The sequence below is a fragment of the Synechococcus sp. KORDI-49 genome (genome assembly GCF_000737575.1).
Classification (GTDB): domain Bacteria; phylum Cyanobacteriota; class Cyanobacteriia; order PCC-6307; family Cyanobiaceae; genus Parasynechococcus.
In genome coordinates this window covers 1,013,303-1,036,578 of record NZ_CP006270.1, presented here as the reverse complement: position 1 = coordinate 1,036,578, position 23,276 = coordinate 1,013,303, and the positions used below count along the sequence as shown (strand labels likewise).

Genomic DNA, 23,276 nt, shown 5'->3' with positions numbered 1-23,276 from the left:
ATGGTTCAGCAGGAGGGACCCGGCTGGCGACTGGCCAGGGATCCCTCCCGGGGCACCTACCCGGTGCTCATCGGAGGAGAGGGGTGGGCGATCGAGCTCACCGAATCGGAGTGGCGGGATCTGGGGAATCTCGTGTCGGATCTGGAGCGTCAGCATCGCGAGCTGGTGGACCAACTGATGGAGCAGGAGGCCATCGAGCTGGAGCTCGAACGCGGCGTCTGGTGGGGCTGCCTGAGTGGTAATCGCCACAGCTGGGCGCTGACCGTGCTGCTGTCACCGCTACAGAACCGCGGGGCGGAAGGCCATTGGCCCGCGCCGGCGGCCGCGGCGATGGTCGCGGCCATGAGAACCCTGTTGGACACCATGGCTTGATCAGCGGGGCTTATGGAAAACGCTTCCATTGATTGCTCCACGGCCTCGGCGCACGCTCTGCACAGGTTTTCCACAGGGTTTACCGCGAAAGCGGCTCGCTCCCTTGAAGCTGTGGAAAGTGGCGATGTCCTGCGGCTTCCTCTTGACGCGCGGCCCTGGGGCCTGAGTTGCCGCCTGGTCGCCTGAGTTCCCTGTGCAGGAGTGCGGTCAGAGCTGGAGTCTCATGGGGAGATCGGTTGGACTGGTGTTGTCTGGGACACCCTTGACGCGCTCTCCGAGTTGTGGAGAAGTAGTGGACGTTCCGGAGAGGGGTGATGCAGACAACGCTCGATTCAGTTCAGGTGAGCAGCGAAAGCGTGGTGAGTTTTCAGTCGGAACTGCCGCTGCCCCTGCAGCAGGCGATGCTCCACTTCATCGAGCAGCACCCCAACTGGGACCAGTACCGCCTGGTGCAGGCCGCGCTCGCCGGCTTTCTTGTGCAGAACGGTGTCGATTCCCGCGAGATCACCCGCGTCTACGTCGGCAACATGTTTCGCCGGGCATCGCTGCTGCCGGGCGTCTGAGCCCTGCAGCAGGCCATCATGACGAGCGCGCTCAAGGGCAGGGTGATCAGCAGCCCGACACTGGCCACCAGCAGACCCAGCAGATTCAACCCCCCGAGCAGGCCGAGCAGAGCCAGCACCTTGAGCCAGTTGCTGCGGACCAGTTGAAGGCTCTGATCCATGGCCTGCAGGGCCCGGCAACGGCGGTGCACCAGCAGCGGCAGGGCCAGCACCTGGCTGAACAACCAGCTCAGCAGCAGCAGGCCACCTCCGATCACCACCAGTCCGGCCAGGGTCGTGCTGATCCGCCCCATCACCCAGCTGAGGCTCTGAATCAGGGCGATGCCTCCCAGAGGCAGCAGGATCTCCATCAGCAGCAGTGCCAGGGACTGCCGCAGCAGAAAGCTGCGGCGACCCGCTGGACGCTGCGGTTGCTGGGGGGGCAGCAAGGTATCGGCCAGCTGCAGCAGCCCCAGCAGGGGCAGCAGCGGCAGCAGCAGGCTGAGCACCACGGCGAGATCACCCAGCTGTGCCAGCCCCAGTCGTCTCAGGTCCTCGCCGATCACCGCCAGGCCGGCGCCGCTGAGCAGCACCAGGGAAGCCAGGCCGACGCAGCGCCACGGTGCTCGGCCGAAGGCGACCCAGGCCCGGGGCAGGGCCCGCAGCAGTGGCAGCTCAGTGGAAGGGGCCAAGCCGCTCCAGCAGGTCGAGGGCCGTCTCCTCCGGCACCGGCAGGATGGACAACCGATTGCCGCGTCGGATCACCGGCAGCTGATCGACGTCGTAGAGCTCCCGCAGCTGATCGAGACTGAGCATGGTCTCGAAGGCGCCGAGAAAGCGCAGCCGGGCGCAATCCCAGCGCGGAGCGTCCGGACTGGACTTGGCGTCGTAGTACTTGGCGGCGGGGTCGAACTGCGTGGGGTCCACCAGAGCTGTTTCGGTCACCTCCATCAGCCCCACGATTCCCGGCGGCTTGCAATTGGAGTGATAGAAGAAGGCCCTGTCACCAGCCGTCATGGTGCGCATGAAGTTGCGCGCCTGGTAATTGCGGATGCCATCCCAGAGGGTGGTGCCCTCCCGGCGCAGGTCGTCGATGCCGTAGGCATCGGGCTCGCTCTTCATCAGCCAGTACGCCACGACAACCGCGTCGGTGACGACATCATCGGATCGAGAGGGGGGACCTGCTGAATTTCTGGTCGATCCGGCTCAGTTCACCCCGGTGGATGCCTGAATCAGGTGGCGGAAATGGTCGCCGCGCGCTTCGAAATCGGTGTATTGATCAAAGCTGGCGCAGGCCGGGGAGAGCAGCAGGCTGGCGGCTTTCAGGCGGCAGCCCTCCGCCAGGGCGAGCGGAACGGCCTCCGGCAGGTCGCTGCACCGGTGCACCACACCGGGGAATCCACTGGCGTTGATCAGCTCGTGCAGCTCCTCGGCTCCGGCTCCGAACAGCACCACGGCGCATGCTCTCCGCTTCAACTGCTCCAGCCAGCCCGCGGCTTCGCCCCGCTTGGTCTCGCCCCCCGCCAGCACCACCACCGGCGCCGTCATCGCCCGCAGGCCCACCTCCGCTGCGTCGTAGTTGGTGGCCTTGCTGTCGTTGAACACGCTCAGGCCGTTCACGGTTCCCAGCAGTTCGAGGCGATGGGGCACACCGGGGAACCGGCGCAGTGCAGCCTCGATCTCGGTGGCAGGGAGGCCGATGCGCCGGGCGGCCGCCGTGACCATCAGCAGGTTCTGGCGGTTGTGCAGCCCCGGCATGGCCAGTGCTGTGGCGGGGAAGAGCGGTCCGTCTGGAGCGCGAACCTGATCCTGGGCATCTATCCAGAGATCGGCGTCCTGTCCATCGGGACGGGGCCCTGCGGCGCTCACCCAGATCCCCCGCTGCTGCCAGCTGTCGCGCTGCTGGCGCAGGTCGGGGTCATCGGCGTTGAAGATCGCTAGTTCGGAGCGCTCCAGCAGGCCGCGCTTGATCGCCCGGTAGGCGTCGAGGGTGCCGTGGCGTTCGAGATGGTCCGGTGTGAGCGTCGTCCAGAGACCGATCCGGGGGGCCAGGTCCGGTGTCGCTTCAATCTGATAACTGCTGAGTTCCATCACCATCCAGTCAGGCTCCGGCCCGGATGCCTGCTTGAGCTGCAGGGCCATCTCGGCGGCGGAGACCCCCATGTTTCCGCCCATGGGGGCGCGCAGCCCGGCGCACTCGAGCACGTGGCTGAGCAGATGGGTGACGGTGGTCTTCCCGTTGGTGCCGGTGATGCCCACCCAGGGCAGGTGGCGCAGGGCCTGCCAGGCCAGGTCCATCTCACCGCGCACCCGGATGCCCTGCGAGCGCAGGTTGTGGAGGGTGGGGTGATCCCAGGCGATGCCGGGGCCGATCACCACCGTGTCGAAACGTCCGTGCCAGGGCTGGAAGCTCTCCGGCTTCAGCGGCAGCCCCAGAGTCACCTCGATTCCCTGCTGACGCAGCGGTGCAGCCCGCTCCTCATCCTGCGGGGTGTTTCCCCGCTCCATCACGCTGACGGGAATGCCGTTGTGGTGCAGAAGACGAGCCGCACCGATGCCAGAGCGTCCCAGCCCCACAACGATCGTGCGATCCATCAAAAACGTTTCCCTGACTGGGGAGTGGGCGATACTGGATTTGAACCAGTGACTCCTACAATGTCAATGTAGTGCTCTACCCCTGAGCTAATCGCCCGCAGCTGATCAACAATTCGTCCCTGTTCGGATCGACGTTTGATCGAGTTAGGAGAGTAGCAGTCGGTCCGCAGTCCTCAGCTCAGGTGCGCTTCAGTTCAACGCGCCAGCGCTCCCGTTTGGTGAGCGTCAGGGAGAGCACCTCGACCATGCCGCGGTCCTGAAGCTGCAGCCGGTCCCCCACCACCAGCTCACGGCTGGCGAGTCGGATGGGCTGCCAGTTGTGCCGCAACCGGCCGGCCTTGATCTGACTGATCACCTTCGAGCGGGAGATGCCAAAACCGGCGGAGGCGATGGCGTCGAGGCGACAGGAGGCCTCCACGCTGCTGAGCGTCCGGGGCGCCCGGATGGCCGGCAGTTGCAACTGCTCCAGCGGACGCCGCTCGCACCGGATCGGCACGTCCCGCACCTGGCCGTGGCCAGCATCCAGCAGCTCGGCGCAGGGGGGTGTGCACAGCCCCTGTCCACCGCGGTCACCGCGCACCCAGAGGTCCCCAAGTCCCTCCGCCGGTGCCCCCATCGCCTGCAGGGCCTGACGCAGATCGGCGGGGCTGAGGGGGTCGAACAGGAAGTTGCCCTCGATCAGCAGCCCCTCGATCGGCAAGGGCTCGTCCGGAGCGGCATCGCGGCGGTGACAGAGCAGACGGCAGCGCTCGGCGCCGGCATGGCCGCCCTGGCGCTCCCACTGCAGTTCACTCAGGTGGCCGAGCCGTTCGAGCGCCTCCTCCTGCAGCGGGGCGGAGAGAAATCCACTCCACCGGGGTTGCCAGGTGCGCAGCACCTCCTCAGCCAGGTCGAGCAGAGGCTCGAGCCCCTCCGGGTCCTGACTTCCCTCAAGCAGTTGGTCGCGCGGCAGCGTCACAGCTCGCTCAGGCGCACCACCTGCAGCGGCCGGCAGCGCTGCACCGTCTGCCAGGGCAGATCGATGCCGGTCGGTGTCTCCAGCAGCAGCAGCCAGCGGCCTTCCTCGCGGCGGTTGCGCAGGATCCGAACACCGTCCTCGTTCTCGGAGTTGACGCTGGCGGCGGCCGCATAGCTGCCCATCAGGCCGGATCCCATGCCCAGCAGCCCGCCGATCAGGGTCTCGCCCCAGGGACCGAAGCTGGCGAACGTGGTCAGGTTGGTGATCTTGGTGAAGGTCACCCCCGCCAGGAATCCGAAGGGCATCAGCCAGCGGGCCATCGTCTTCTGCCGCCGCTGCCGCGTGAGGTTGGGACTGAGCAGTTCGACCCGGTCGATGCTGTCCCCCTCGGGCGGGATGGTGATGCTCCTGCTCAGACGGAGCTGCGGGTCGTTCAGCTGCTCGGTCAGCTGATCCGCCGCAGCCTGATCGGCCAGCACCACCACACAGATCGCCATCCCCTCACACCGGAAAGCTGAATTCTGAACCCTGTCCTTTGAACGACTGGGGGTGTGGGTGCTGATCACTACAGTTCGGCGCGGCTGTTCAGCGCCCTTTCATGACGAAAGTTCTGGTTTCCGATCCCATTGACAAGGCCGGGATCGACATTCTCAGTCAGGTGGCGCAGGTGGATGAGCGCCCCGGCATGTCGGCCGAGGAGCTGAAGGCCTGCATCGGCGACTACGACGCTCTGATGATCCGTTCGGGCACGCAGGTGACGGCCGACGTCATCGCCGCGGCGTCCAGGCTCAAGATCATCGGCCGTGCCGGCGTCGGTGTCGACAACGTCGATGTGCCCGCGGCCACCCAGCGGGGAGTCCTGGTGGTGAATTCGCCGGAGGGCAACACCATCGCGGCCGCGGAGCATGCCCTGGCGATGATGCTTTCGCTGTCCCGGCATGTACCCCAGGCCCATGCGGGCATGCGGGCCGGCAAGTGGGACCGCAAGAAATACGTCGGCAACGAGCTCTACAAGAAGACGCTCGGTGTGGTGGGTCTGGGCAAGATCGGTTCCCATGTGGCCCGCGTCGCCAGGGCCATGGGCATGGAGGTGATCGCCTACGACCCCTTCATCGCCGCCGACCGCGCCCAGCAGATGCAGGTGCGGCTCACCGATCTGGATGAGCTGTTCCGCACAGCGGACTACGTGACCCTGCACATTCCGCGCACCAAGGACACCGAGAACCTGGTGAATGCGGAGCTGTTGCGCACGATGAAACCGACGGCCCGCATCGTGAACTGCGCCCGCGGCGGCGTTGTCGATGAGTCGGCCATCTCCGAGGCCATTCAGAACGGTGTGATCGCCGGCGCCGGCCTGGATGTGTACGCCAGCGAGCCCCTGGCGGAGGATTCGCCGCTGCGGGCGGTGGAACGCGGCCTGGTGCTGACGCCCCACCTCGGAGCATCCACGGAGGAAGCCCAGGAGAACGTGGCGGTGGATGTCGCCGAGCAGATCCGGGATGTGCTGCTGGGGCTGCCGGCTCGCAGCGCCGTCAACATTCCGGGCCTGAGTGCCGAGATCATGGAGCGGCTCAAGCCCCACCTGCAGTTGGCGGAAACCGTCGGCCGGCTCGTCAGTCAGCTGTCCGGCGGTCAGGTGCAGGAGCTGGAGCTCCGGCTCCAGGGTGAATTCGCCAGCCATCCCTCGCAGCCCTTGCTGATCGCATCCCTGAAGGGACTGCTGGGAGCGGTGCTGGGGGACAGCATCAATTTCGTGAATGCCTCCCTCGAAGCCAAGGCCCGTGGCATCCGCGTGCTGGAGGTGAAGGACGAAGCCAGCCGCGATTTCGCCGGCGGCTCACTGCAGATCACCAGTCGTGGTGATCAGGGCAGCCGCAGCGTGACGGGAACCGTGTTCGCCGATGGAGATCTGCGGATCACCAGCATCGACGAATTCCCGGTGAACGTGACCCCAAGCAGCCACATGCTGTTCACGCGCCACCGGGACATGCCCGGCATCATCGGCCAGCTGGGATCGATGCTCGGCGAGCACAACGTGAACATCGCGGCGATGCAGGTGGGACGCAAGATCGTTCGCGGCGATGCGGTGATGGTGCTCAGCATCGATGACCCGATTCCTGCGACGCTGCTGCAGACGATCACGGCGATTGAGGGCATCCAGGAAGCCCATCCGGTGACGCTCTGATGTGGTGGCGTCTGTCGCTGCCCTGTCCTGCGGAACTCGAGGAATCGCTGCTCTGGAAGCTGGATGATCTCGGGCTTCATCGCCATGCGGTGCAGCATGCTCCGGAGACTCCGGAGCAGCGCACGCTGCTGCTGTGGTTGCCGCAGCCGGAATGGCCGGAGACCGATCGACACGAACTGCTGGCGAGCCTGGCGCCCCTGGCCCATCCCTTCGGCCTCAGCCTGCCGCAGGGACACTGGGATGAGGTCGACGACGAAGACTGGAGTCTGAGTTGGAAGCAGCACTGGCAGCCCGATCCCGTGGGCCGCGCTCTGCTGATCCTGCCGGCGTGGCTGGAGGTGCCGGATGAGCACCGTGAGCGTCTGGTGATCCGCATGGATCCGGGCAGCGCCTTCGGCACCGGCAGTCACCCCACCACCCGCCTCTGCCTGGAGGCCCTCGAGCAGCAGCCTCCCCAGGGTGCCTTGGTGGCAGATCTCGGCTGTGGCAGCGGTGTGCTCGGTCTGGCGGCTCTCCACCTCGGGGCGCAGCGGGTGGTGGCCGCCGACACCGACTCCCTGGCGGTGCGAGCCACGGCAGAGAACCGCGATCTGAACCAGCGCAGGCCGGAGCAGCTGGCGGTCGATCTCGGCTCGGTGGAGACCCTGCAGCAGTTGCTCGGCAGCCAGCGGGCCGATCTGCTGCTCTGCAACATCCTGGCGCCGGTGATCGAGGCACTGGCACCGGGGTTCGAGAGCCTGATCGCTCCCGGTGGCCGGGCCCTGCTCAGCGGCCTGCTGGTGGACCAGGCGCCACGGCTGACGGAAGTGCTGGCAGCGCTGGGATGGCAGGTCACTGAAAGCGCCTCTCAGGGCCGCTGGGGGCTGCTGTGCATCCGCCGCCGGAGCCCGGAGACGCCATAAGCCTGGCTTATCTGTGTATGGCCTCCCATTGGACCTTGCCCCGCCGAGTGGTTCAAGCGGCTGCAAGAGGCTCCGTTTGCAGTAAAAACGTCTGGTCCTGCAGGCTCGGATCTCCGGGGACCTGTACGCATTCACCAATCATGGCTTCCTACAAGGTCACCCTGGTCAGCGAGAGCGAAGGTCTGAACAAGACCATCGAAGTGCCCGATGACCAGTACATCCTCGATGCTGCTGAAGAGCAGGGCATCGACCTGCCCTATTCCTGCCGCGCCGGCGCCTGCTCCACCTGTGCCGGCAAGCTGACCGCCGGTACCGTCGATCAGTCCGACCAGAGCTTCCTGGACGACGACCAGATCGAAGCTGGTTTCGTGCTCACCTGCGTGGCTTACCCCACCTCCGATTGCACCATCAAGACCCACGCCGAGGAAGAGCTCTACTGAGCCCTTCACCTCCATCGGGATCCGATGGAAAACCACCCCCAAGGGGGTGGTTTTTTGTTGCCTGTCCGTCTTCCATGAGTTCATCGCAGAGCTGTCGACTTGAGCCGTTCTGAAGCCCAGGAGCTGCTGGCCTGCGGCAGTGTTCACACCAGTCCGGGAGGCCAGTACAGCTTCCGTGTGATCGGGCCCTGCTGCCGTCTGTTCGATCGCGAAGAACTGCCCTGGCCCTGCTGCCGCCTGGCGTGGCGCAGCAAGGAGCCGAGCTGGCGCCGCGTCGGCAGGCGTTTTGTCCCCGATCTGGCGGCCCGTCGCTGCCCCTCCTATGCCGTTGAGCTGCTTCAGCCGGGCTCGCGCCCCACGGCCACCGTTCTGACGCTGTTCTCCCAGACCTTCAGCCGCGAGCTGCAGGAGTGGTGGTACAGCCGTCTTCCCCGCTCGATGCAGGCGGACAACTGCATCCCTGCTGAGCCATCAAAAACCCCAGCGGCCTGAGGGCCACTGGGGTCAGCCGATCAGCTTGAACGCAGCCGGATCAGAAGTAGATCTTGCCGCCGCCCCAGGCAGTTCCCTGAACCTTGGGAGACACGAGGATGTAGCCGGCCATCAGGCGCAGATCCTCGTCGTCGAGGTCGCGCATGGCGGGGTACAGCTCGGCGCTGCGCATGCTGGGGTGCAGTTCCGAAATGCTGTATTCACCGTCGTAGGAGGTGGGGTCCTTCATGTAATCCACCAGCGCATCGACGTTGTCGCGGGCCGGGGTGGCCAGCGCGAGGGTCTCGGGATCGAGGCCGACGTTGTGGTTCGTCTTGGTGATGCCGCCGGCGTGGCAGGTGCCGCAGCTGGTGTTGAACACCTTGCGGCCGGCGTTGATCTCCTGCTCGCTGAAGGTCACCAGAGCTCCGTCGGGGCTGCTGGGGACCGTGAGGGTTTCTGCATCCCAGCGGGCCGCTTCAGCAGGTGCCGCGACAAAAAGGCCGATCAGCACCGGCACCAGGATCAGCAGTCCGCTGAGGGACCGTCGGAGAGAGGAGAAAGGAGAGGCCATGAAGGATGCCGGGGACTGACGGATTCACCGCACCAAGCCCTTGTATCACGGGGGAGAGTCGCTCCGTGGCGGAATCACGAACTGTTGCAGCGGGGCTTCACGTCCAGGGTCATGAAATCCTTGGCGACCAGGGTCTCCGGGAAGATCGCCCTCGCCTCCGCCAGCAGGTCGTCCGGTGTGACCGGATTGCCATGGGCGTAGCGGGGACTCAGGTGGGTCAGCACCAGCTGGCCGACCCCAGCCTCTGCCGCGGTCTGGGCGGCCATCGTGCTGGTGGAGTGCTGTTTCTGAAAGGCCATCTCCGCTTCGGCGTGGGCGAAGGTCGATTCATGGATCAGCAGATCGGCGCCGCGGGCCAGCTCCACGGCGGCCTCACAGAAGACGGTGTCGGTGCAGTACACAACGCTCACCCCAGGGCGGTCCGGGCCGCAGAGGCTGGTGCCGTCCATCACCCGACCGTCCTCGAGGGTGACGGTCTCACCCCGTTTGAGCCGCGCGTAGACCGGGCCGGGAGGAATCCCCAGGGCACGGGCCCGTTCGATGTCGAAACGGCCGGCGAGTGGCTTCTGCTCGACCCGGTAGGCATAGGCCGGCACCCTGTGGGTGAGCGGTGTGCAGCGCACCGTCAGGGCGTCGTCTTCGAACACGAGGGTTCCCTGCTCAGCCGCCGGGCGCACCCGGTGAATCTGGAGCGGATAGCCGATGCGGGTGGAGCTGCTGCTGAGGGCCCCCTGAAGAAAGGTCTCCAGGGGATCGGGGCCGTAGAGGTCGACTCCCTCGTTGCAGCTGCCCGACAGCCCGAGGCTGGCCAGCAGGCCAGGCAGGCCGAACACGTGATCCCCGTGCATGTGGGTGATGAACACCCGGCGCAGCTGGGAGAGCCGCAGGTCACTGCGCAGGAACTGGTGCTGGGTGCCCTCACCGCAGTCGAACAGCCACATTTCAGCCCGCTGAGGCAGCCGCAGCGCAACCGCTGAAACGTTGCGGGCCCTCGTGGGGACGCCGGAACTCGTACCGAGAAAGGTGACCTGCAAGGCCGCTGATCCTCAGTTGACATGCTGCCATCTGGCAGCGCCGGGGTGATCGGGGCACACTGGGCTGCCTCTGAATCGATCCGTGCGATCCGCTCCAGTCTTCGGCGCCGCCGCCCTGTTAGGCCTTGCCGGACTGTCGCTGCTGCATCCGCCGGTGGCCGTGCCGCGGATGATGGAGCCGCGCATGCGGGTGCTGCTGCATGAAGGTCCGCGCCTGCTTCTGCGGGCTGATGGCGAGCAGTTGCTGCGGGTGCGTGGTCTGCCTGGTGGTGAGGGAAGCTGGAGGCGTCTGGAGGTGAGCCTGCGCGGGGGGCGCCTGCTGATCGACTGTGATGGCGACGAGCGCTGGCTGGGTGCTGCTGCTGTGTTGTCGGTGATGAACGATGACCCGCGTGGCATCTGGCTCGGTCAGCGTCGCTACCGGGGCGAACTTCGCATCAGTGGCCGCGGCGGCACCCTGCGGGCGGTGAACGAGCTTGGGATCGAGACCTATCTGGCGAGTGTGGTGGGCAGCGAGATGCCCCATGCATGGCCCCTGGCCGCTCTGCAGGCCCAGGCGGTGGCGGCTCGGACCTATGCCTTGAAGCAGCGCAGCCGCGGCGGTGGCTGGGATGTGAAGGCCACCGTGGCCAGCCAGGTCTACAGCGGGGTGGAGGCGGAGACCGCCAGCACCCGTGAAGCGGTGGCCAGCACCCGTTCCCTGGTGCTCGTGCACGGCGGCAAGCTGATCGATGCGGTGTTCCACAGCAGTTCCGGCGGCGTCACGGAAGCCAGCGGCATGGTGTGGCGAAACCAGCTGCCCTATCTGGTGAGTGTTCCCGATCACGACCAGCACAGCCCTGTCCACCGCTGGCAGGAACGCTTCGATCCGATGATGCTGCGCCGCACCTGGCCGGAGACCGGCGGCCTGGATGGTGTGGAGGTGCTCAGTCGCAGCCGCAGCGGCCGGGTGCGTCAGGCCAGGGTGCGTGGCCCCCGCGGCACGTTGATGCTCACCGGGAACGAGCTGCGCCGACGCCTCGGCCTCAAGAGCACGCTGGTGAACTTCGAGATGGTCGCTGCCAGCAGTCGTCCGGCTCCTGTTTCGCTGCCGGCGGTCGCCAGCCCCGATGCAGAGTCGGGTTCCGGTCGCTCCCGCATCGATCGGATCACCGCCAGCGTCGCTCGTCAGCCGACGGGCTTACGCCCACGAGAGTCACACCCACAAGAGTCACGTCCACAGCCGAGGCGGCAGCTGAGGGCCTCGACTCCGGACCTGCTCGGCGCCGCCGCCCGCTCCCGTCCTGCTGCGGCCGGCCGCCAGTTGCTGGTGCGCGGTCAGGGCTTCGGGCACGGCGTGGGGATGAGTCAGTGGGGAGCCCATGGCCTGGCGGAGCAGGGTGCGGATTTCCGCGCGATCCTCGGGCACTACTACCGGGGGGCTGATGTGGTGCCCTTCCAGCCGTATCACGATCCCGCCATGGCGCAGCTGGTGCCATCAGCGCCACTCTGGAGAGGTTGAGCCAGGCCCCCAGGCGTGTCGGGATTCCCCCATCAGCTGGAGCAGCGCTCCACCGCGGAAGCCCTGTGTGACGCTCTGGCGGAACGGCTCGAGGATCAGCTGCGGGCACGGCGCTGCGGCGATCGCCCTCTGGGCCTGGCCACTGGACGCACCATGGAGCCGCTGTACGCCGCCCTGGTGCGGCGTCTGCAGGGTTGGCGCACGGACGAGCTGGCCGCTCTGAAGGCCTGCTGGAGCAGTTTCAACCTGGATGAGTACCGAGGCCTGGCGGCCTCGGATCCGCGCAGCTACCGCCGCTTCATGGCCGAACAGCTCGGGGGGCCGCTGCAGATCCCGGATGCCGCCTTACGGCTGCCGGATGGCTCCGCCGCCGATGGCGATGGAGCCGCTGCCGCTTACGGCGCCGCACTGGCTCGCTGCGGTGGCATCGGCGTGCAGCTTCTGGGGCTGGGCAGCAACGGTCATGTGGGGTTCAACGAACCCCCCTGCGAAGCGGATCTGCCCTGTCGGGTGGTGTCTCTCTCCAGCGCCACCCGACAGCAGAACGCCGGGATGTTCGGCGGGGATCCCGCAGCGGTGCCGTCGTCGGCGATCACCCTGGGGTTGCGGGAGATCCTCGCCGCCGAGGAGATCCATCTGGTGGTCACCGGAGCCGCGAAGGCGGCGATCCTGCGCCGGCTGCTGGCGGCGACACAGCCCGATCCACAGCTGCCGGCCTCCTGGCTGCTGCGTCACTCGCGGGTCTGGCTGTGGGCAGATGCACCAGCCCTGGCACCCCCCCTAGCTTGATCGGGCCGTTCAGACCTTGGCCTGGCAGCCCTGACATGAGCATCGAACCGCTGGAGCCTCGCCTGGAGCAGAGTTTCGAGATGGAGCGGTTCAACCGCTTCATCCTTGACTGTCAGGACATCGAGCAGCTGCGGGAGGCCGCTCTGGCTCTCGTGCAGCAGCTGTCGCAGCAGAAAGCCGCCAACTCCTGGATGGCGAACCGGGCCTCGGAATCGGAAAACTCCAAGCTCGAGATGTTGGCGACGATGATTCGCCAGCGTCCGGCGGAGGAGTGATGATCCCCCATCTGAGCGATGTGAATCGGCGGCGGCGTCGGGAGATTGCAGAGATCAGCCCGTCTCTGTCATGAACGTCTCCACCTTTGCCATGTACCTCGACATCCTCGATCGGATGGAGGACCTGCTCCCGTGCCGGCAGGAGCGTCGCCTGAAGGCCGTGCTCAATGAGGCCAGGATTCACCTGCTCACGGTGGAACCGGAGGAGTTGCGAGCGATCTGGCAGGAGTTCCGCTGAGGCCCCTCAGCTGCTGCAGGGTCCGTTGGCGGTGATCTCGACTTCGTCGCCGATGGAGAGATTCTCCAGCAGCACCTTCAGATCCTTGTCGCTGACGTTGAGGCAGCCACCTGTGTCCTTGGTGCCGACACGGCGTTCGTCGTTGGTGCCATGGATGGCGAAGCTGTACCAGCGGAACTGACCGGCGTACTCGTTGAATTCGAAGGGCTGCGGCGTGGCCGGGACCGGCGCGAGACTGATGTAGCCGTTGCCGTATTCGCCGGTTTCACCATCGCCCTTGAAGTCGATGGCGCTCATGTTGCGGAACAGCGTGCTCTTGAGATTGTCCCGGGTGCGTCCGGATTGTTCGATCAGCTCCGGTTCCATCTCAAAGATGTCGTCGCTCAGCACGGCGTTGACGCGAAAGGTGCCGAGCGGTGTGACGCCCTCCTCAAAGCGCGATCCCTCACAGGCGATGCCGTATTTGCCGTAGCCGACGTGGAAGGCGTGGTTGAGACCGGCACCACTGAGAATCCCTGTGCTCTTCGCCGGGGCATTGACGTCGAGTTCGATCCGGACCCTGCTGATCGGATCAGCCTGTTCCGGAGGGGAGGAGGGCTCGGACTGGCATCCGGCCAGGCTCAGCAGCGCTGCGGCCAGCGCGATCGTGCGCGATGCACCCATGACGGCGACGACATTGCGCGCATCATGCCGCTCCCGCACCGATCTGCTCAGGGATCTCCCCGAGATTGCAGCTGACGCTGCGCACGTCGTCCAGACCATCGAGGGCATCGAGCAGCTTCAGACACTGACCTGCGGTGTCGACATCAGCCATGTCGATGCTGGTGCTCGCATGCCAGCTGTGGCCCCAATCGCGCACGGTCCAGCCCTGCTGCCGCAGGCCATCCTGCAGGGCTTCGAGCACCGTGAAGGGGCCGTGCACCACAACACCGTCGTCGATCAGGTCGTAGCCGTCGGCGTCGAGCTCCAGCAGGCTCTCCAGCAGAGCTTCCTCGACGTCGCCATCGGCGCTGATCGTCACCTCGCTGCGGTGTTCGAACAGGTAGGCAACACAGCCGCTTTCCCCGAGGTTGCCGCCGTTCTTGCTGAAGGCCAGGCGCAGATCCGCCGCTGTTCGGTTGCGGTTGTCGGTGAGGGCTTCCACCAGCACCGCGACACCGCCGGGCCCGTAGCCCTCGTAGCGGACCTCCGCCAACTGGGCCGCCTCAGCACCCTGCCCCGAGCCCTTGGCGATCGCCCGCTCGATGTTGGAGGCCGGCACCCCGGCCGTCTTGGCTTTGCTGATCGCCGTGCGCAGCTGGAAATTTCCGGCCGGATCCGCCCCGTCCCGCGCCGCCACCATGATCTCCCGCCCAAGCCGGGTGAACACGGCGCCGCGTTTGGCATCCACCACGGCCTTGGTGCGCTTGATCTGTGACCATTTGCTGTGGCCGGCCATCGCTGCAGAGCAGGAGCGTTCGCTGGTTGCGCAGGGTACTCAGGGCTTCGGCACGTTTCTAGCCGGCAGCGCCGAAGACCACCTTTGGACGCAGCTGCTCCCCCGGCTCCCGCAGGCCGATGCCGACGATCTCCCCGTCGGCGTCGCAGACCACGATGGACTCCCCCGGGCCGTCCGGCATGCACAGACGGCGGCCGCAGCGCCAGTCGGTCAGTTCCGCGTCGGTCAGATCGCGTCGGGGCAGATGGGCAAGCGCCTGCAGCGGTGAGAGAGGCGCAGGGGGGGCGTCGTCCGGCTCAGGCAGCGCCACGGCCTGCCGGTCATGGAAACCGAGCGCCTGGGTGCGGCGCAGCTGGGCGAGGCAGCCGCCGCAGCCCAGGGCCTCTCCCAGATCACGGGCCAGCGAACGGATGTAGGTGCCGGCGGAACAGTGCACCTCCAGCTCGAGTCGGCCGTTCGCCGGATCCCAGGCCAGCAGCGTCAGGCGATGGATCGTCACCGGACGTGCTGGCAGGTCCATCACCTCCCCTCGCCGGGCCCGGTTGTGGGCCCGTTCCCCGTCGACGTGCACCGCCGAGACCTGCGGGGGGCGTTGCCGGATCGCTCCGCGGAAGGGCGTCAGGGCCGCGTCCAGGGCCGCGATCGGCAGCTCCGGCCAGGCCGTCTGATGCAGCGGCTCGCCCTGCAGGTCATCGGTGTTGGTGGTGATCCCCAGCTGGATCTGGCCGCGGTAGGTCTTGTCACCGGGCAGATACGGCAACAGGCGGGTGGCGGGTCCGAGGGCGATCGGCAGCACGCCGGTGACGGCGGGATCCAGGGTGCCGCCGTGGCCGATGCGTCGGAGGCCGTAGCAGCGGCGCAGGCGACCGACACAGGCATGGGAGGTGAGACCGGCCGGCTTGTCGATCACCACGAAGCCGAAGGGACCATCCACAGGGGCCATCCGAGCTGCAGGTCTGCGTGACTCCAGACTGTTGCATCCAGCCGGTGCGCCGCCCCCATGCCTCAGCTTCGTCGCAGCCGCGATGTGGACGTCAGCTCCTTTCTCCAGGACGCCCTGGCCGTGAAGGAGCATCTGAGCCGCTACCTGGATCTGTCGCTGGAGGTCGTGGAGCAGCGGCTGCCGCGCAGCACGGATGACCTGGCTGATCTGCATCCCGGGGCGTTTCGAGCCGAGGATGCGACGACGTTCTACGAGGACACGGTCGGCACCGGTCATCTGCTGGAACTGGCGGCCTGGCATCTCTCCAGTGCGGACTACATCGCCGACACCCTGCGGCTCCAGGGGATGGCGGCCAGGGGGCAGGTGCTGGATTTCGGAGGCGGCATCGGCACCCATGCGCTCTCAGCGGCTGCGTTGCCCCAGGTGGAGCATGTGTGGTTCGTGGATCTCAACCCCCACAACCAGGCCTTTGTGCAGCAGCGGGCCGAAGCGCTGGGGCTGGCGCACAAGCTCTCGGTGCACCGGGACCTCAGCGGCACCGGTGACGTGGCGTTCGACACGGTGGTCTGCCTCGACGTGCTGGAACATCTGCCGGATCCCTCAGCGCAGCTGCTGGAATTTCACGGGCGTATGGCACCCGACGCGATCGCCTTGCTGAACTGGTATTTCTTCAAGGGGAACAATGGTGAATACCCCTTCCACTTCGATGATCCGGAGCTGGTGGATCGCTTCTTCCGCACCCTCCAGGCTCAGTTCCTCGAGGTGTTCCATCCGCTGTTGATCACCGCCCGTCTGTACAGACCGGCTTGACACGACGAAGCCCCAGTCACCGGCTGGTGCTGGGGCTCTTCGATCCGGATATCCGCTCAGACAGCCGCGGTGATGTTGATGCGCTTGCGGTTGCGCAGGCCGCGGCGGATGCTTTCGAACTTCACCACACCGTCGGTCAGGGCGTACAGGGTGTCGTCCTTGCCGGTGCCGACATTCACGCCGGCCAGAACAGAGCTGCCGCGCTGACGGATCAGGATCGAACCGGCCGTGACGGTCTCGCCGCCGTAGGCCTTGACGCCGAGGCGTTTGGAGTTCGAGTCGCGACCGTTGCGGGTTGAACCTGTGCCTTTCTTATGTGCCATGGGGTGGGGAAGCGGTGTTGGGCGGGGGGTGTCGTTGGAGCGTCAGCTGATGGACTTGCCGCCCACGGAGATGGATTCAACCATCACCCGGGTGAGCTCCTGTCTGTGACCATTCTTGCTACGGGTTTTCTTCTTCGGACGCATCTTGTAGACGATCACCTTGGGGCCGCGGCGGTGGGCCATGACCTTCAGGGAGACACTGGCGTCCTTCACGTAGGGCGTCCCGAGGGTGGTGCCCTTGGCGTTCTTCACCAGCAGGACGTTGTCCAGGGTGATGGTCGCGTCCACATCGGCATGGATGCGGTCGAGGTCGTAGTAACGGTTGGCCTGCAGCCACACCTGAGTGCCCGACGCCTCGACGATCGCGTAGGCATCGGATGAGGAGGGAGCGACCTCGGCATCGGCGGATTCCGCCTTCACCTTGGAAGCAGCCTTCTTGGCGGTGGGTTCCGTCTGGATCTCAGGACGCTCTGCAGAAACCGGTGCTTCTTCAGAGGTGGTCGTCGCAGCTGCGTCGGCAGCAGGTTTGGTCTCGGCCATGGAGTGCAGGACGCGGTCAGGCTCGGCCGAAGCCGATTCGGCCTGAGCCGCAATCGAAAGACAAACAAAGATCCTCGTGCTTGGAGGTCCCCTCCGTCAAGATTCCGATGATGAAATGATCCTGACGACGAATGGCCGGGCCGGCCCTCACCATCGCACTGCTTCTGAAGACCTCGGAACTGGTCGATGTCTGTCGGCAGTGGCTTCCCAGCAACCGTTACGAGTTGATGGTGCTGCCGATGGAGGGTGAGGCCGATCTGGTCTCCCGACTCGAGCAGCAACGGGAAGCGATTGATGCCGTGGTGGTGGAGCAGCAGCTGCTCGATCCCGATACCCGGGACCAGCTGATGAGCACGGGGCTGCTGTTCCCAGCCGTGGTGGTGGGTGAGTTGAAGGGGGGTGTGGATTACCACTCCGAGGAGCTGCATCTGGCCAGTGATCAGCTGGCGCAGCTCGGTTACAACATCGATGCCGCCATCTCCCGCTATCTGCGCCAGGCGCGGGTGGATGGCCGGCCCGATGAGGCGGCTTCACGGGCGGTGGGAACGCTGTCCCGTCGCCTGCAGGAGCGGCTCGGCTATCTGGGGGTCTTCTACAAGCGGGATCCGGCCCGCTTCCTCGGCAGCCTGCCGCCGGACGAACGGCATGAGCTGCTGGAGTCGCTGCAACGCACCTACCGGGATCTGCTGATCAGCTACTTCAGCGATCCGGCAGCCGCCAACCAGGCCTTGGAAAGCTTTGTGAACACCGCGTTCTTCATTGATCTGCCGATCACCCGCACGGTGGAGATCCACGTGGATCTGATTGATGAGTTCTGGAAACAGCTGCGGCTGGAAGGCCACAAGAACGACTTTCTACAGGATTACCGCCTTGCGCTTCTGGATGTGATGGCCCATCTCTGTGAGATGTATCGGCGCTCCATCCCGCCGGACATCCCTCTCAGCGGTACGGGATCCTCCCGCTTCCGTCGGGAGCCTGATCTCCCTGAGGCGCCGGAGGTGTCGACATGAGTCCCCGCAAGACCTACATCCTCAAGCTCTATGTCGCCGGCAACACGCCCAATTCGATGCGGGCGCTCAAGACGCTGCGCAACATCCTCGAAACGGAATTCCGCGGTGTCTATGCCCTGAAGGTGATTGATGTTCTGAAGAATCCGCAGCTGGCGGAGGAGGACAAGATCCTCGCCACACCAACGCTGTCGAAGATCCTGCCGCCACCGGTGCGTCGCATCATCGGTGACCTCTCCGACCGGGAGCGGGTTCTGATCGGACTCGATCTTCTGTACGACGAGCTCACCGACAACGCGCTCGGGTCCGGATTGATCGACACCGTCGATGAGAACGACGTCACATCCGGCGTGGATTCTTAAGCGAGATGGTGATCACTCGCCTTCGCCGGTTGGATCTCACTACGTTCTGTTCATAAGTCCCAGCCATGCAGTTCCCTCCAGCCAGCGGCTCGACTCAGATGCAGGTTCAGAAGCTCCCGACAGGGATCGAGGGCTTCGATGATGTCTGCCAGGGCGGTCTCCCCATCGGACGCAGCACGCTGATCAGCGGCACCTCCGGTACCGGCAAGACCGTTTTCTCGCTCCATTTCCTGCACAACGGCGTCAAGCACTTTGACGAGCCGGGCATTTTCGTCACTTTCGAGGAGTCGCCCCTCGACATCCTGCGCAACGCCGCCAGCTTCGGCTGGAACCTGCAAGAGATGGTGGAGCAGGACAAGCTGTTCATCCTCGATGCCTCCCCCGACCCCGATGGTCAGGATGTGGCGGGCAGCTTCGACCTCTCCGGTCTGATCGAACGGATCAACTACGCCATCCGCAAGTACAAGGCGAAGCGGGTGGCGATCGATTCGATCACGGCTGTGTTCCAGCAGTACGACGCTGTGTTCGTCGTGCGTCGTGAGATCTTCCGGCTGATCGCAAGACTCAAGGAGATCGGCGTCACCACGGTGATGACCACCGAACGGATCGATGAATACGGCCCGATCGCCCGCTATGGGGTCGAGGAATTCGTCTCCGACAATGTGGTGATCCTGCGCAATGTGCTGGAGGGTGAGCGGCGGCGGCGCACGGTGGAGATCCTCAAGTTGCGTGGTACCACCCATATGAAGGGTGAATTCCCCTTCACGATGGGGACCCATGGCATCAGCGTCTTCCCGCTCGGGGCGATGCGGCTCACCCAGCGCTCCTCGAACGTGCGGGTCAGTTCCGGCGTGCCGCGGCTCGACGACATGTGCGGCGGCGGCTTCTTCAAGGATTCGATCATCCTCGCCACCGGTGCCACAGGGACCGGCAAGACGCTGCTGGTCTCGAAATTCATCGAGGATGCCTGCCGGAACAAGGAGCGGGCGATCCTGTTCGCCTACGAGGAATCCCGGGCTCAGCTGCTGCGTAACGGCACCAGCTGGGGCATCGACTTCGAGCAGATGGAGCAGGACGGTCTGCTCAAGATCATCTGCGCCTATCCCGAATCCACGGGCCTGGAGGATCACCTCCAGATCATCAAGACCGAGATCAGCCAGTTCAAGCCCTCGCGGATGGCGATCGATTCGCTCTCCGCTCTGGCTCGGGGTGTCAGCCACAACGCCTTCCGCCAGTTCGTGATCGGCGTGACCGGTTACGCCAAGCAGGAGGAGATCGCCGGCTTCTTCACGAACACCTCCGAGGAGTTCATGGGAAGCCATTCGATCACCGACTCCCACATCTCCACGATCACAGACACGATCCTGCTGCTGCAGTACGTGGAGATCCGCGGTGAGATGGCCCGGGCCCTGAACGTGTTCAAGATGCGCGGCTCCTGGCACGACAAGGGCATCCGCGAGTTCGTGATCACGGGCAACGGCCCGCAGATCAAGGATTCCTTCTCCAACTTCGAGCGGATCATCTCGGGTGTCCCCCATCGGGTGAGCACCGATGAGCGCAGTGAGCTCTCCCGCATCGCCCGCGGCGTCTCCAGCGAGGACTAGACCAGCTGCTCCATGCTGCTGCGCCGATCGGCCTGCAGCTGGAGCTCGTCGAGATCCGACTGCTGCAGGGGCAGGTCGAACCAGAAGGTGGTGCCCACCTCAAGCTCGCTGGCCATGAACACGCGGGCGCTGTGCTTTTCGAGAATGCCGCGCACGATCGAGAGCCCCAGCCCTGTGCCCACCTCTGTGTGAACGGCGTTCTCCACCCGGAAGAAGCGATCGAAGATGCGCACCTGGTCGGCATCGCTGATGCCGCAGCCCGTGTCGGCCACTTCCACCCGCAGCCGTGGCAGTGGGGAACTGAGCGGGCATGTGGGCCCGTCATCGGTGACGCCGTTCAGCGCTCGCACCTGACAGGTGTCGGGCCATAGGTAGGCGCGCATCGCCAGCACACCACCGCTGCGGCTGAATTTCAGGGCGTTGCCAACCAGATTGTCGAGCACCTGCAGCAGCAGATCCCAGTTCCCGACCACCTCCGGCAGGTCGGCTCGGGCGTCGAGCTCCAGCTTGACGCCTTTGTCGTCGGCATTGAGCCGGTAGGTGCGCAGGGTCTGCTCCATCGCCGGACGGATGTTCACCGGTTCGAGTTGGATGGCCCGGCCCGATTCCAGACGGGAGAGGTCGAGCACATCATTGACGAGGCGGGTGAGGCGATCGGTCTCGGCATTGGCAACACCGAGGAATTCCTTTTTCTCCTCCTCAGTCAGCTGATCGCCGAGGTCATGCAGGGTCTCCACATAGCTCTTGATGTTGAACAGCGGTGTCCGCAGTTCGTGGGAGACGTTGCTGATGAAACGACTCTGAGCAGCGTTCAGCTCCACTTCGCGGGTCAGATCCTGAACGGTGACGGCGATGCCCTTGAGGCTTTCACCGCTGGCATCGCGCACGGCCTGCATCACGATGCGCAGGGTGCGGGCCGGCTCCCCGACGCTGCAGCGCAGATCTTCGCTGTCGACGTTGCCGGCGAGCAGTGCATCGAGGGGTGAGTGCAGCTCGATCGCCAGAAGATCCGGAAGCTCCGCCACCAGCTCCCGGTTCTCCAGGTTGCGGCCCTCCCAGCGGAACAGGCGGCGGGCGGTGGGATTGGCGAGCACGATGCAGCCGGCGGCATCCAGCAGCACGGCCCCATCCGCCATGGTGGCGATCAGGGATTGCTGCTTCACCTGAGCGGCTGTGAGCTCTTCGATGTTGGCTTCGTCATAGGCCTCCAGCTGGGAGGCCATGGCATTGAATCCGGTGAGCAGTTCCCCCAGCTCGCCTGCCACCGGCAGATCGATGCGGGCCTGGAAGTTGCCGGCGGCCACCGAGCGCACGCCGCGCAGCAGCTCCTTCACCGGGCGGGTGATGGTGAGGGCGTTGAACACCGCCCCGAGGATCACCAGCACCCAGATGGAGATGAACACCGCCACGGTCACTTCGCGGGTGAGGGCCGCGCTGGCGAGGGCCGTCTCGTTGGGGTTCACGCCCAGCCCCAGCACGCCGTAGTAGTGGTTGTCGCGGATCAGCGGAACGAACACATCGGTCACCCGTCCCTGGGGGGTGAGGTGCTGCCTGACCAGCGGGTTCTGAGGGCGACGGCGCAATTCCTCCGGCAACTCCAGCCGACGGCTCAGCCTGAGCTCCCCCTCCCCGCTGGTGGGCGTGGCACTGATCGGAATGCCGAGGTAGATGACCCCATCAGGGTCGGCGAAGAAGATGTAGCGGACGCTGCGGCTGGACCGCCAGAACTTCTCGGCGACATTCGCGAGTTCCCGGTCCTGCTCCTGCGCCACCAGTTCGGTGACGTTGCCGGCGAGCAGCAGACCGAGATCGCGGGCGTAGCGGGTGTCGTTCATCACGGCGTCCCGCTGGATGCCGTTGAGGGCCAGAAAGGTGATGCCGGTCATCACCAGGCTCACCACCAGGGTGGCGATCGCCAGCAGCTTGGTCTGCAGGCTGAATTCATCCCACCAGTCGGACATGCGCCGCCAGAAGGTGTCAGGACCCTTGGGAGGCCCACCTGACGGGGGAAGGGCCCAGTCCGCGATGGCTGCGTTGCCGTCGCTCATGCGTCCGTTCGCACCTGATGACCGATGTCCCGACGGTAGGTGATTCCCTCGAAGTCCACTTGCTCCAACCCGCTGTAGGCCTTCGCGAAGGCCGCATCGAAGCTGTCGCCCTGGGCCACCACCGCCAGCACCCGGCCGCCGGAGCTGTGCAGGGCACCGGCGGCGTCGCGGCTGGTGCCGGCATGAAACAGCTGGCGCTGCTCATCGGTGATCAGATTCAGCCGGATCGGGTCGCCTTTGCGTGGCGACTCCGGATAACCAGCAGCGGCAGCCACGACGCAGGCGCTGCAGGCGGCGGAGATGCTCAGTTCGGGGGCCAGGTCGAGACGACCGAGGGCGCAGGCCTGCAGCACCCGAGCCAGCTCCGGTCCCAGCAGCGGCATCAGCGTCTGGCATTCGGGGTCGCCGAAGCGGCAGTTGAATTCGATCACCTGCGGTCCGTCGTCGGTGAGCATCAGTCCGGCGTAGATGACGCCGCGGTAGTCGATGCCGCGCGCGCGCAGGGCAGCGAGGGTGGGCTCGAGCACGCTGCGGCGCACCTGCTCCAGGCCGGTTGCATCCAGCAGCGGCGCCGGTGCATAGGCCCCCATGCCGCCCGTGTTGGGCCCCTTGTCTCCCTCCTCGAGCCGTTTGTGGTCCTGTGCCGTCGGCAGCAGCACCAGACGCTCGCCATCGCTGAGAGCGAACACCGACACCTCCGGGCCGCTGAGCCGCTCTTCCAGCACCAGATGGGAGCCGGCGTTGCCGAAGCGGCCGGCGAAGGCCGCACGGATCGCCGCCTCCGCCTCCGCCACCGTCTCCGCCACGGTCACGCCCTTGCCGGCGGCGAGTCCATCGGCCTTCACCACCAGCGGACGATTCACCTGTTCCAGCACCGCGAGGGCCTGCGCTTCGCTGTCCACCGCCCAGTGGCCGGCGGTGGGGACGCCCGCGTCCTGCATCAGCTGTTTGGCCCACGCCTTGCTCGCCTCCAGCAGGGCGCCGTCGGCCCCGGGACCGAACACCGCCAGACCGGCTGCCCGCAGGGCATCGGCGACACCGGCCGCCAGCGGTGCCTCCGGCCCCACCACCACCAGATCGATCGCCTGCTCCCGGCAGTGCTGGATCAACCCCTCCGCGTCGTCTTCGGCCACCGCCGCCTGATGGGGGCCGCTGCCGCCGTTGCCGGGGCTGACCCAGACCGTCTCGATGCCCGGGCAACGCCCCAGGGCCCAGGCGAGCGCGTGTTCCCGACCGCCTCCACCGACAACGAGCAGGCGCTGCAGCTCGGGGAGTGTGCTGGGACGGGCTGTCGACATGGCCATGGGCGCTGGGGGGACGAGAAG

Annotated in this window: 28 protein-coding genes and 1 tRNA gene; 14 read left to right on the top strand and 15 right to left on the bottom strand. The window is 66.0% G+C overall.

The genetic code is table 11. The features are described 5' to 3' along the window. Positions 1-372: a DUF1818 family protein gene (locus KR49_RS05535; RefSeq protein WP_043692622.1), complete on the top strand. Its 372-nt coding sequence runs from the start codon at positions 1-3 to the stop codon at positions 370-372. A 314-nt stretch (positions 373-686) separates the two neighbouring features. Continuing rightward, positions 687-935, top strand: a complete 249-nt coding sequence (locus KR49_RS05530; RefSeq protein ID WP_043692619.1) for a DUF2811 domain-containing protein — start codon at positions 687-689, stop codon at positions 933-935. On the opposite strand, the gene KR49_RS05525 is transcribed toward KR49_RS05530, so the two are convergent. From KR49_RS05525 to KR49_RS05500, 6 genes are all read right to left on the bottom strand, one after another. Next, the gene (locus tag KR49_RS05525) at positions 887-1,606 is read right to left on the bottom strand and encodes a hypothetical protein (protein WP_043692615.1); all 720 of its coding nucleotides are present in this window, start codon (positions 1,604-1,606) and stop codon (positions 887-889) included. The genes KR49_RS05530 and KR49_RS05525 overlap by 49 nt on opposite strands. Beyond that, a complete protein-coding gene (locus KR49_RS05520; RefSeq protein WP_043696895.1) occupies positions 1,590-2,036 on the bottom strand; it encodes an EVE domain-containing protein in 447 nt (148 codons plus the stop codon). Before KR49_RS05520 ends, KR49_RS05525 begins: the two co-directional genes overlap by 17 nt. A gap of 84 nt (positions 2,037-2,120) precedes the next feature. Next, complete coding sequence (murD, locus tag KR49_RS05515; protein WP_043692611.1) at positions 2,121-3,509, bottom strand: UDP-N-acetylmuramoyl-L-alanine--D-glutamate ligase; 1,389 nt, start codon at positions 3,507-3,509, stop codon at positions 2,121-2,123. Between the two features lie 25 nt (positions 3,510-3,534). Continuing rightward, a tRNA-Val gene (locus KR49_RS05510) sits at positions 3,535-3,606 on the bottom strand. Positions 3,607-3,687: 81 nt separating this feature from the next. Further along, the gene (locus tag KR49_RS05505; protein WP_043692608.1) at positions 3,688-4,467 is read right to left on the bottom strand and encodes a photosystem II S4 domain protein; all 780 of its coding nucleotides are present in this window, start codon (positions 4,465-4,467) and stop codon (positions 3,688-3,690) included. Beyond that, entirely contained in the window at positions 4,464-4,964 is a 501-nt protein-coding gene (locus KR49_RS05500; RefSeq protein ID WP_043696892.1) for a hypothetical protein, read from the bottom strand. The genes KR49_RS05505 and KR49_RS05500 overlap by 4 nt, the downstream gene beginning before the upstream one ends. Positions 4,965-5,065: 101 nt before the next feature. Between KR49_RS05500 and serA the strand changes: the two genes are divergently transcribed. The 4 genes from serA (at position 5,066) to KR49_RS05480 (ending at position 8,486) form a co-directional block, all read left to right on the top strand. Further along, positions 5,066-6,652, top strand: coding sequence for a phosphoglycerate dehydrogenase (gene serA, locus KR49_RS05495; protein ID WP_043692606.1), 1,587 nt, complete (start codon positions 5,066-5,068; stop codon positions 6,650-6,652). Continuing rightward, on the top strand, positions 6,652-7,554 hold the full coding sequence (gene prmA / locus KR49_RS05490; protein ID WP_043692603.1) for a 50S ribosomal protein L11 methyltransferase: 903 nt from the start codon (positions 6,652-6,654) through the stop codon (positions 7,552-7,554). Before serA ends, prmA begins: the two co-directional genes overlap by 1 nt. Positions 7,555-7,694: 140 nt before the next feature. Then, the gene (locus tag KR49_RS05485) at positions 7,695-7,994 is read left to right on the top strand and encodes a ferredoxin (RefSeq protein ID WP_043692601.1); all 300 of its coding nucleotides are present in this window, start codon (positions 7,695-7,697) and stop codon (positions 7,992-7,994) included. 99 nt (positions 7,995-8,093) lie between these two features. After that, on the top strand, positions 8,094-8,486 hold the full coding sequence (locus KR49_RS05480) for a hypothetical protein (protein ID WP_043692597.1): 393 nt from the start codon (positions 8,094-8,096) through the stop codon (positions 8,484-8,486). 40 nt (positions 8,487-8,526) lie between these two features. On the opposite strand, the gene psbV is transcribed toward KR49_RS05480, so the two are convergent. Both psbV and rnz read right to left on the bottom strand, forming a co-directional pair. Continuing rightward, a complete protein-coding gene (gene psbV / locus KR49_RS05475; RefSeq protein WP_043692594.1) occupies positions 8,527-9,039 on the bottom strand; it encodes a photosystem II cytochrome c-550 in 513 nt (170 codons plus the stop codon). A 74-nt stretch (positions 9,040-9,113) separates the two neighbouring features. Beyond that, a complete protein-coding gene (rnz, locus tag KR49_RS05470; RefSeq protein ID WP_043692591.1) occupies positions 9,114-10,073 on the bottom strand; it encodes a ribonuclease Z in 960 nt (319 codons plus the stop codon). 82 nt (positions 10,074-10,155) lie between these two features. Here rnz and KR49_RS05465 point away from each other — a divergent pair, with 82 nt between their 5' ends. The 4 genes from KR49_RS05465 (at position 10,156) to KR49_RS13800 (ending at position 12,876) form a co-directional block, all read left to right on the top strand. Further along, positions 10,156-11,574 carry a SpoIID/LytB domain-containing protein gene (locus tag KR49_RS05465; protein ID WP_043692588.1) on the top strand — a complete coding sequence of 473 codons (1,419 nt, stop codon included), beginning with the start codon at positions 10,156-10,158 and terminating at the stop codon, positions 11,572-11,574. Positions 11,575-11,589: 15 nt separating this feature from the next. Beyond that, positions 11,590-12,363, top strand: a complete 774-nt coding sequence (locus KR49_RS05460) for a glucosamine-6-phosphate deaminase (RefSeq protein ID WP_052378180.1) — start codon at positions 11,590-11,592, stop codon at positions 12,361-12,363. Positions 12,364-12,398: 35 nt separating this feature from the next. Beyond that, positions 12,399-12,638 carry a hypothetical protein gene (locus KR49_RS05455; protein ID WP_043692585.1) on the top strand — a complete coding sequence of 80 codons (240 nt, stop codon included), beginning with the start codon at positions 12,399-12,401 and terminating at the stop codon, positions 12,636-12,638. A 70-nt stretch (positions 12,639-12,708) separates the two neighbouring features. After that, positions 12,709-12,876 carry a hypothetical protein gene (locus KR49_RS13800; RefSeq protein WP_156957110.1) on the top strand — a complete coding sequence of 56 codons (168 nt, stop codon included), beginning with the start codon at positions 12,709-12,711 and terminating at the stop codon, positions 12,874-12,876. 6 nt (positions 12,877-12,882) lie between these two features. Here KR49_RS13800 and KR49_RS05450 read toward each other — a convergent pair whose 3' ends face one another. Genes KR49_RS05450 through truB form a run of 3 tightly spaced genes read right to left on the bottom strand, consistent with a single transcriptional unit; the run spans position 12,883 to position 15,257 of the window. Continuing rightward, positions 12,883-13,539, bottom strand: coding sequence for a L,D-transpeptidase family protein (locus KR49_RS05450; protein ID WP_043696887.1), 657 nt, complete (start codon positions 13,537-13,539; stop codon positions 12,883-12,885). Between the two features lie 22 nt (positions 13,540-13,561). Beyond that, a complete protein-coding gene (locus tag KR49_RS05445; protein WP_043692582.1) occupies positions 13,562-14,314 on the bottom strand; it encodes a YebC/PmpR family DNA-binding transcriptional regulator in 753 nt (250 codons plus the stop codon). A 58-nt stretch (positions 14,315-14,372) separates the two neighbouring features. After that, the gene (gene truB / locus KR49_RS05440) at positions 14,373-15,257 is read right to left on the bottom strand and encodes a tRNA pseudouridine(55) synthase TruB (RefSeq protein ID WP_043692580.1); all 885 of its coding nucleotides are present in this window, start codon (positions 15,255-15,257) and stop codon (positions 14,373-14,375) included. A gap of 57 nt (positions 15,258-15,314) precedes the next feature. Here truB and KR49_RS05435 point away from each other — a divergent pair, with 57 nt between their 5' ends. Beyond that, positions 15,315-16,067 (top strand): bifunctional 2-polyprenyl-6-hydroxyphenol methylase/3-demethylubiquinol 3-O-methyltransferase UbiG, encoded by a 753-nt coding sequence (locus tag KR49_RS05435; RefSeq protein WP_043692579.1) that lies wholly within the window; start codon positions 15,315-15,317, stop codon positions 16,065-16,067. Between the two features lie 56 nt (positions 16,068-16,123). Here the strand turns inward: KR49_RS05435 and rpmA are convergent, their stop codons facing one another. After that, complete coding sequence (rpmA, locus tag KR49_RS05430; RefSeq protein ID WP_043692578.1) at positions 16,124-16,390, bottom strand: 50S ribosomal protein L27; 267 nt, start codon at positions 16,388-16,390, stop codon at positions 16,124-16,126. Positions 16,391-16,432: 42 nt separating this feature from the next. After that, the gene (gene rplU / locus KR49_RS05425; protein WP_043696884.1) at positions 16,433-16,810 is read right to left on the bottom strand and encodes a 50S ribosomal protein L21; all 378 of its coding nucleotides are present in this window, start codon (positions 16,808-16,810) and stop codon (positions 16,433-16,435) included. Between the two features lie 251 nt (positions 16,811-17,061). Between rplU and KR49_RS05420 the strand changes: the two genes are divergently transcribed. From KR49_RS05420 to kaiC, 3 genes are all read left to right on the top strand, one after another. Further along, positions 17,062-17,940, top strand: a complete 879-nt coding sequence (locus KR49_RS05420) for a circadian clock protein KaiA (protein WP_043692577.1) — start codon at positions 17,062-17,064, stop codon at positions 17,938-17,940. Then, positions 17,937-18,299, top strand: coding sequence for a circadian clock protein KaiB (gene kaiB, locus KR49_RS05415; RefSeq protein WP_043692576.1), 363 nt, complete (start codon positions 17,937-17,939; stop codon positions 18,297-18,299). The genes KR49_RS05420 and kaiB overlap by 4 nt, the downstream gene beginning before the upstream one ends. Positions 18,300-18,364: 65 nt before the next feature. Next, the gene (gene kaiC / locus KR49_RS05410) at positions 18,365-19,903 is read left to right on the top strand and encodes a circadian clock protein KaiC (protein ID WP_043692575.1); all 1,539 of its coding nucleotides are present in this window, start codon (positions 18,365-18,367) and stop codon (positions 19,901-19,903) included. Here the strand turns inward: kaiC and KR49_RS05405 are convergent. Both KR49_RS05405 and purD read right to left on the bottom strand, forming a co-directional pair. Next, positions 19,900-21,951, bottom strand: a complete 2,052-nt coding sequence (locus KR49_RS05405) for an ATP-binding protein (RefSeq protein WP_043692574.1) — start codon at positions 21,949-21,951, stop codon at positions 19,900-19,902. The genes kaiC and KR49_RS05405 overlap by 4 nt on opposite strands. Further along, positions 21,948-23,255, bottom strand: coding sequence for a phosphoribosylamine--glycine ligase (gene purD, locus KR49_RS05400; RefSeq protein WP_043692573.1), 1,308 nt, complete (start codon positions 23,253-23,255; stop codon positions 21,948-21,950). Before purD ends, KR49_RS05405 begins: the two co-directional genes overlap by 4 nt. Between the last annotated feature and the right edge of the window lie 21 nt (positions 23,256-23,276).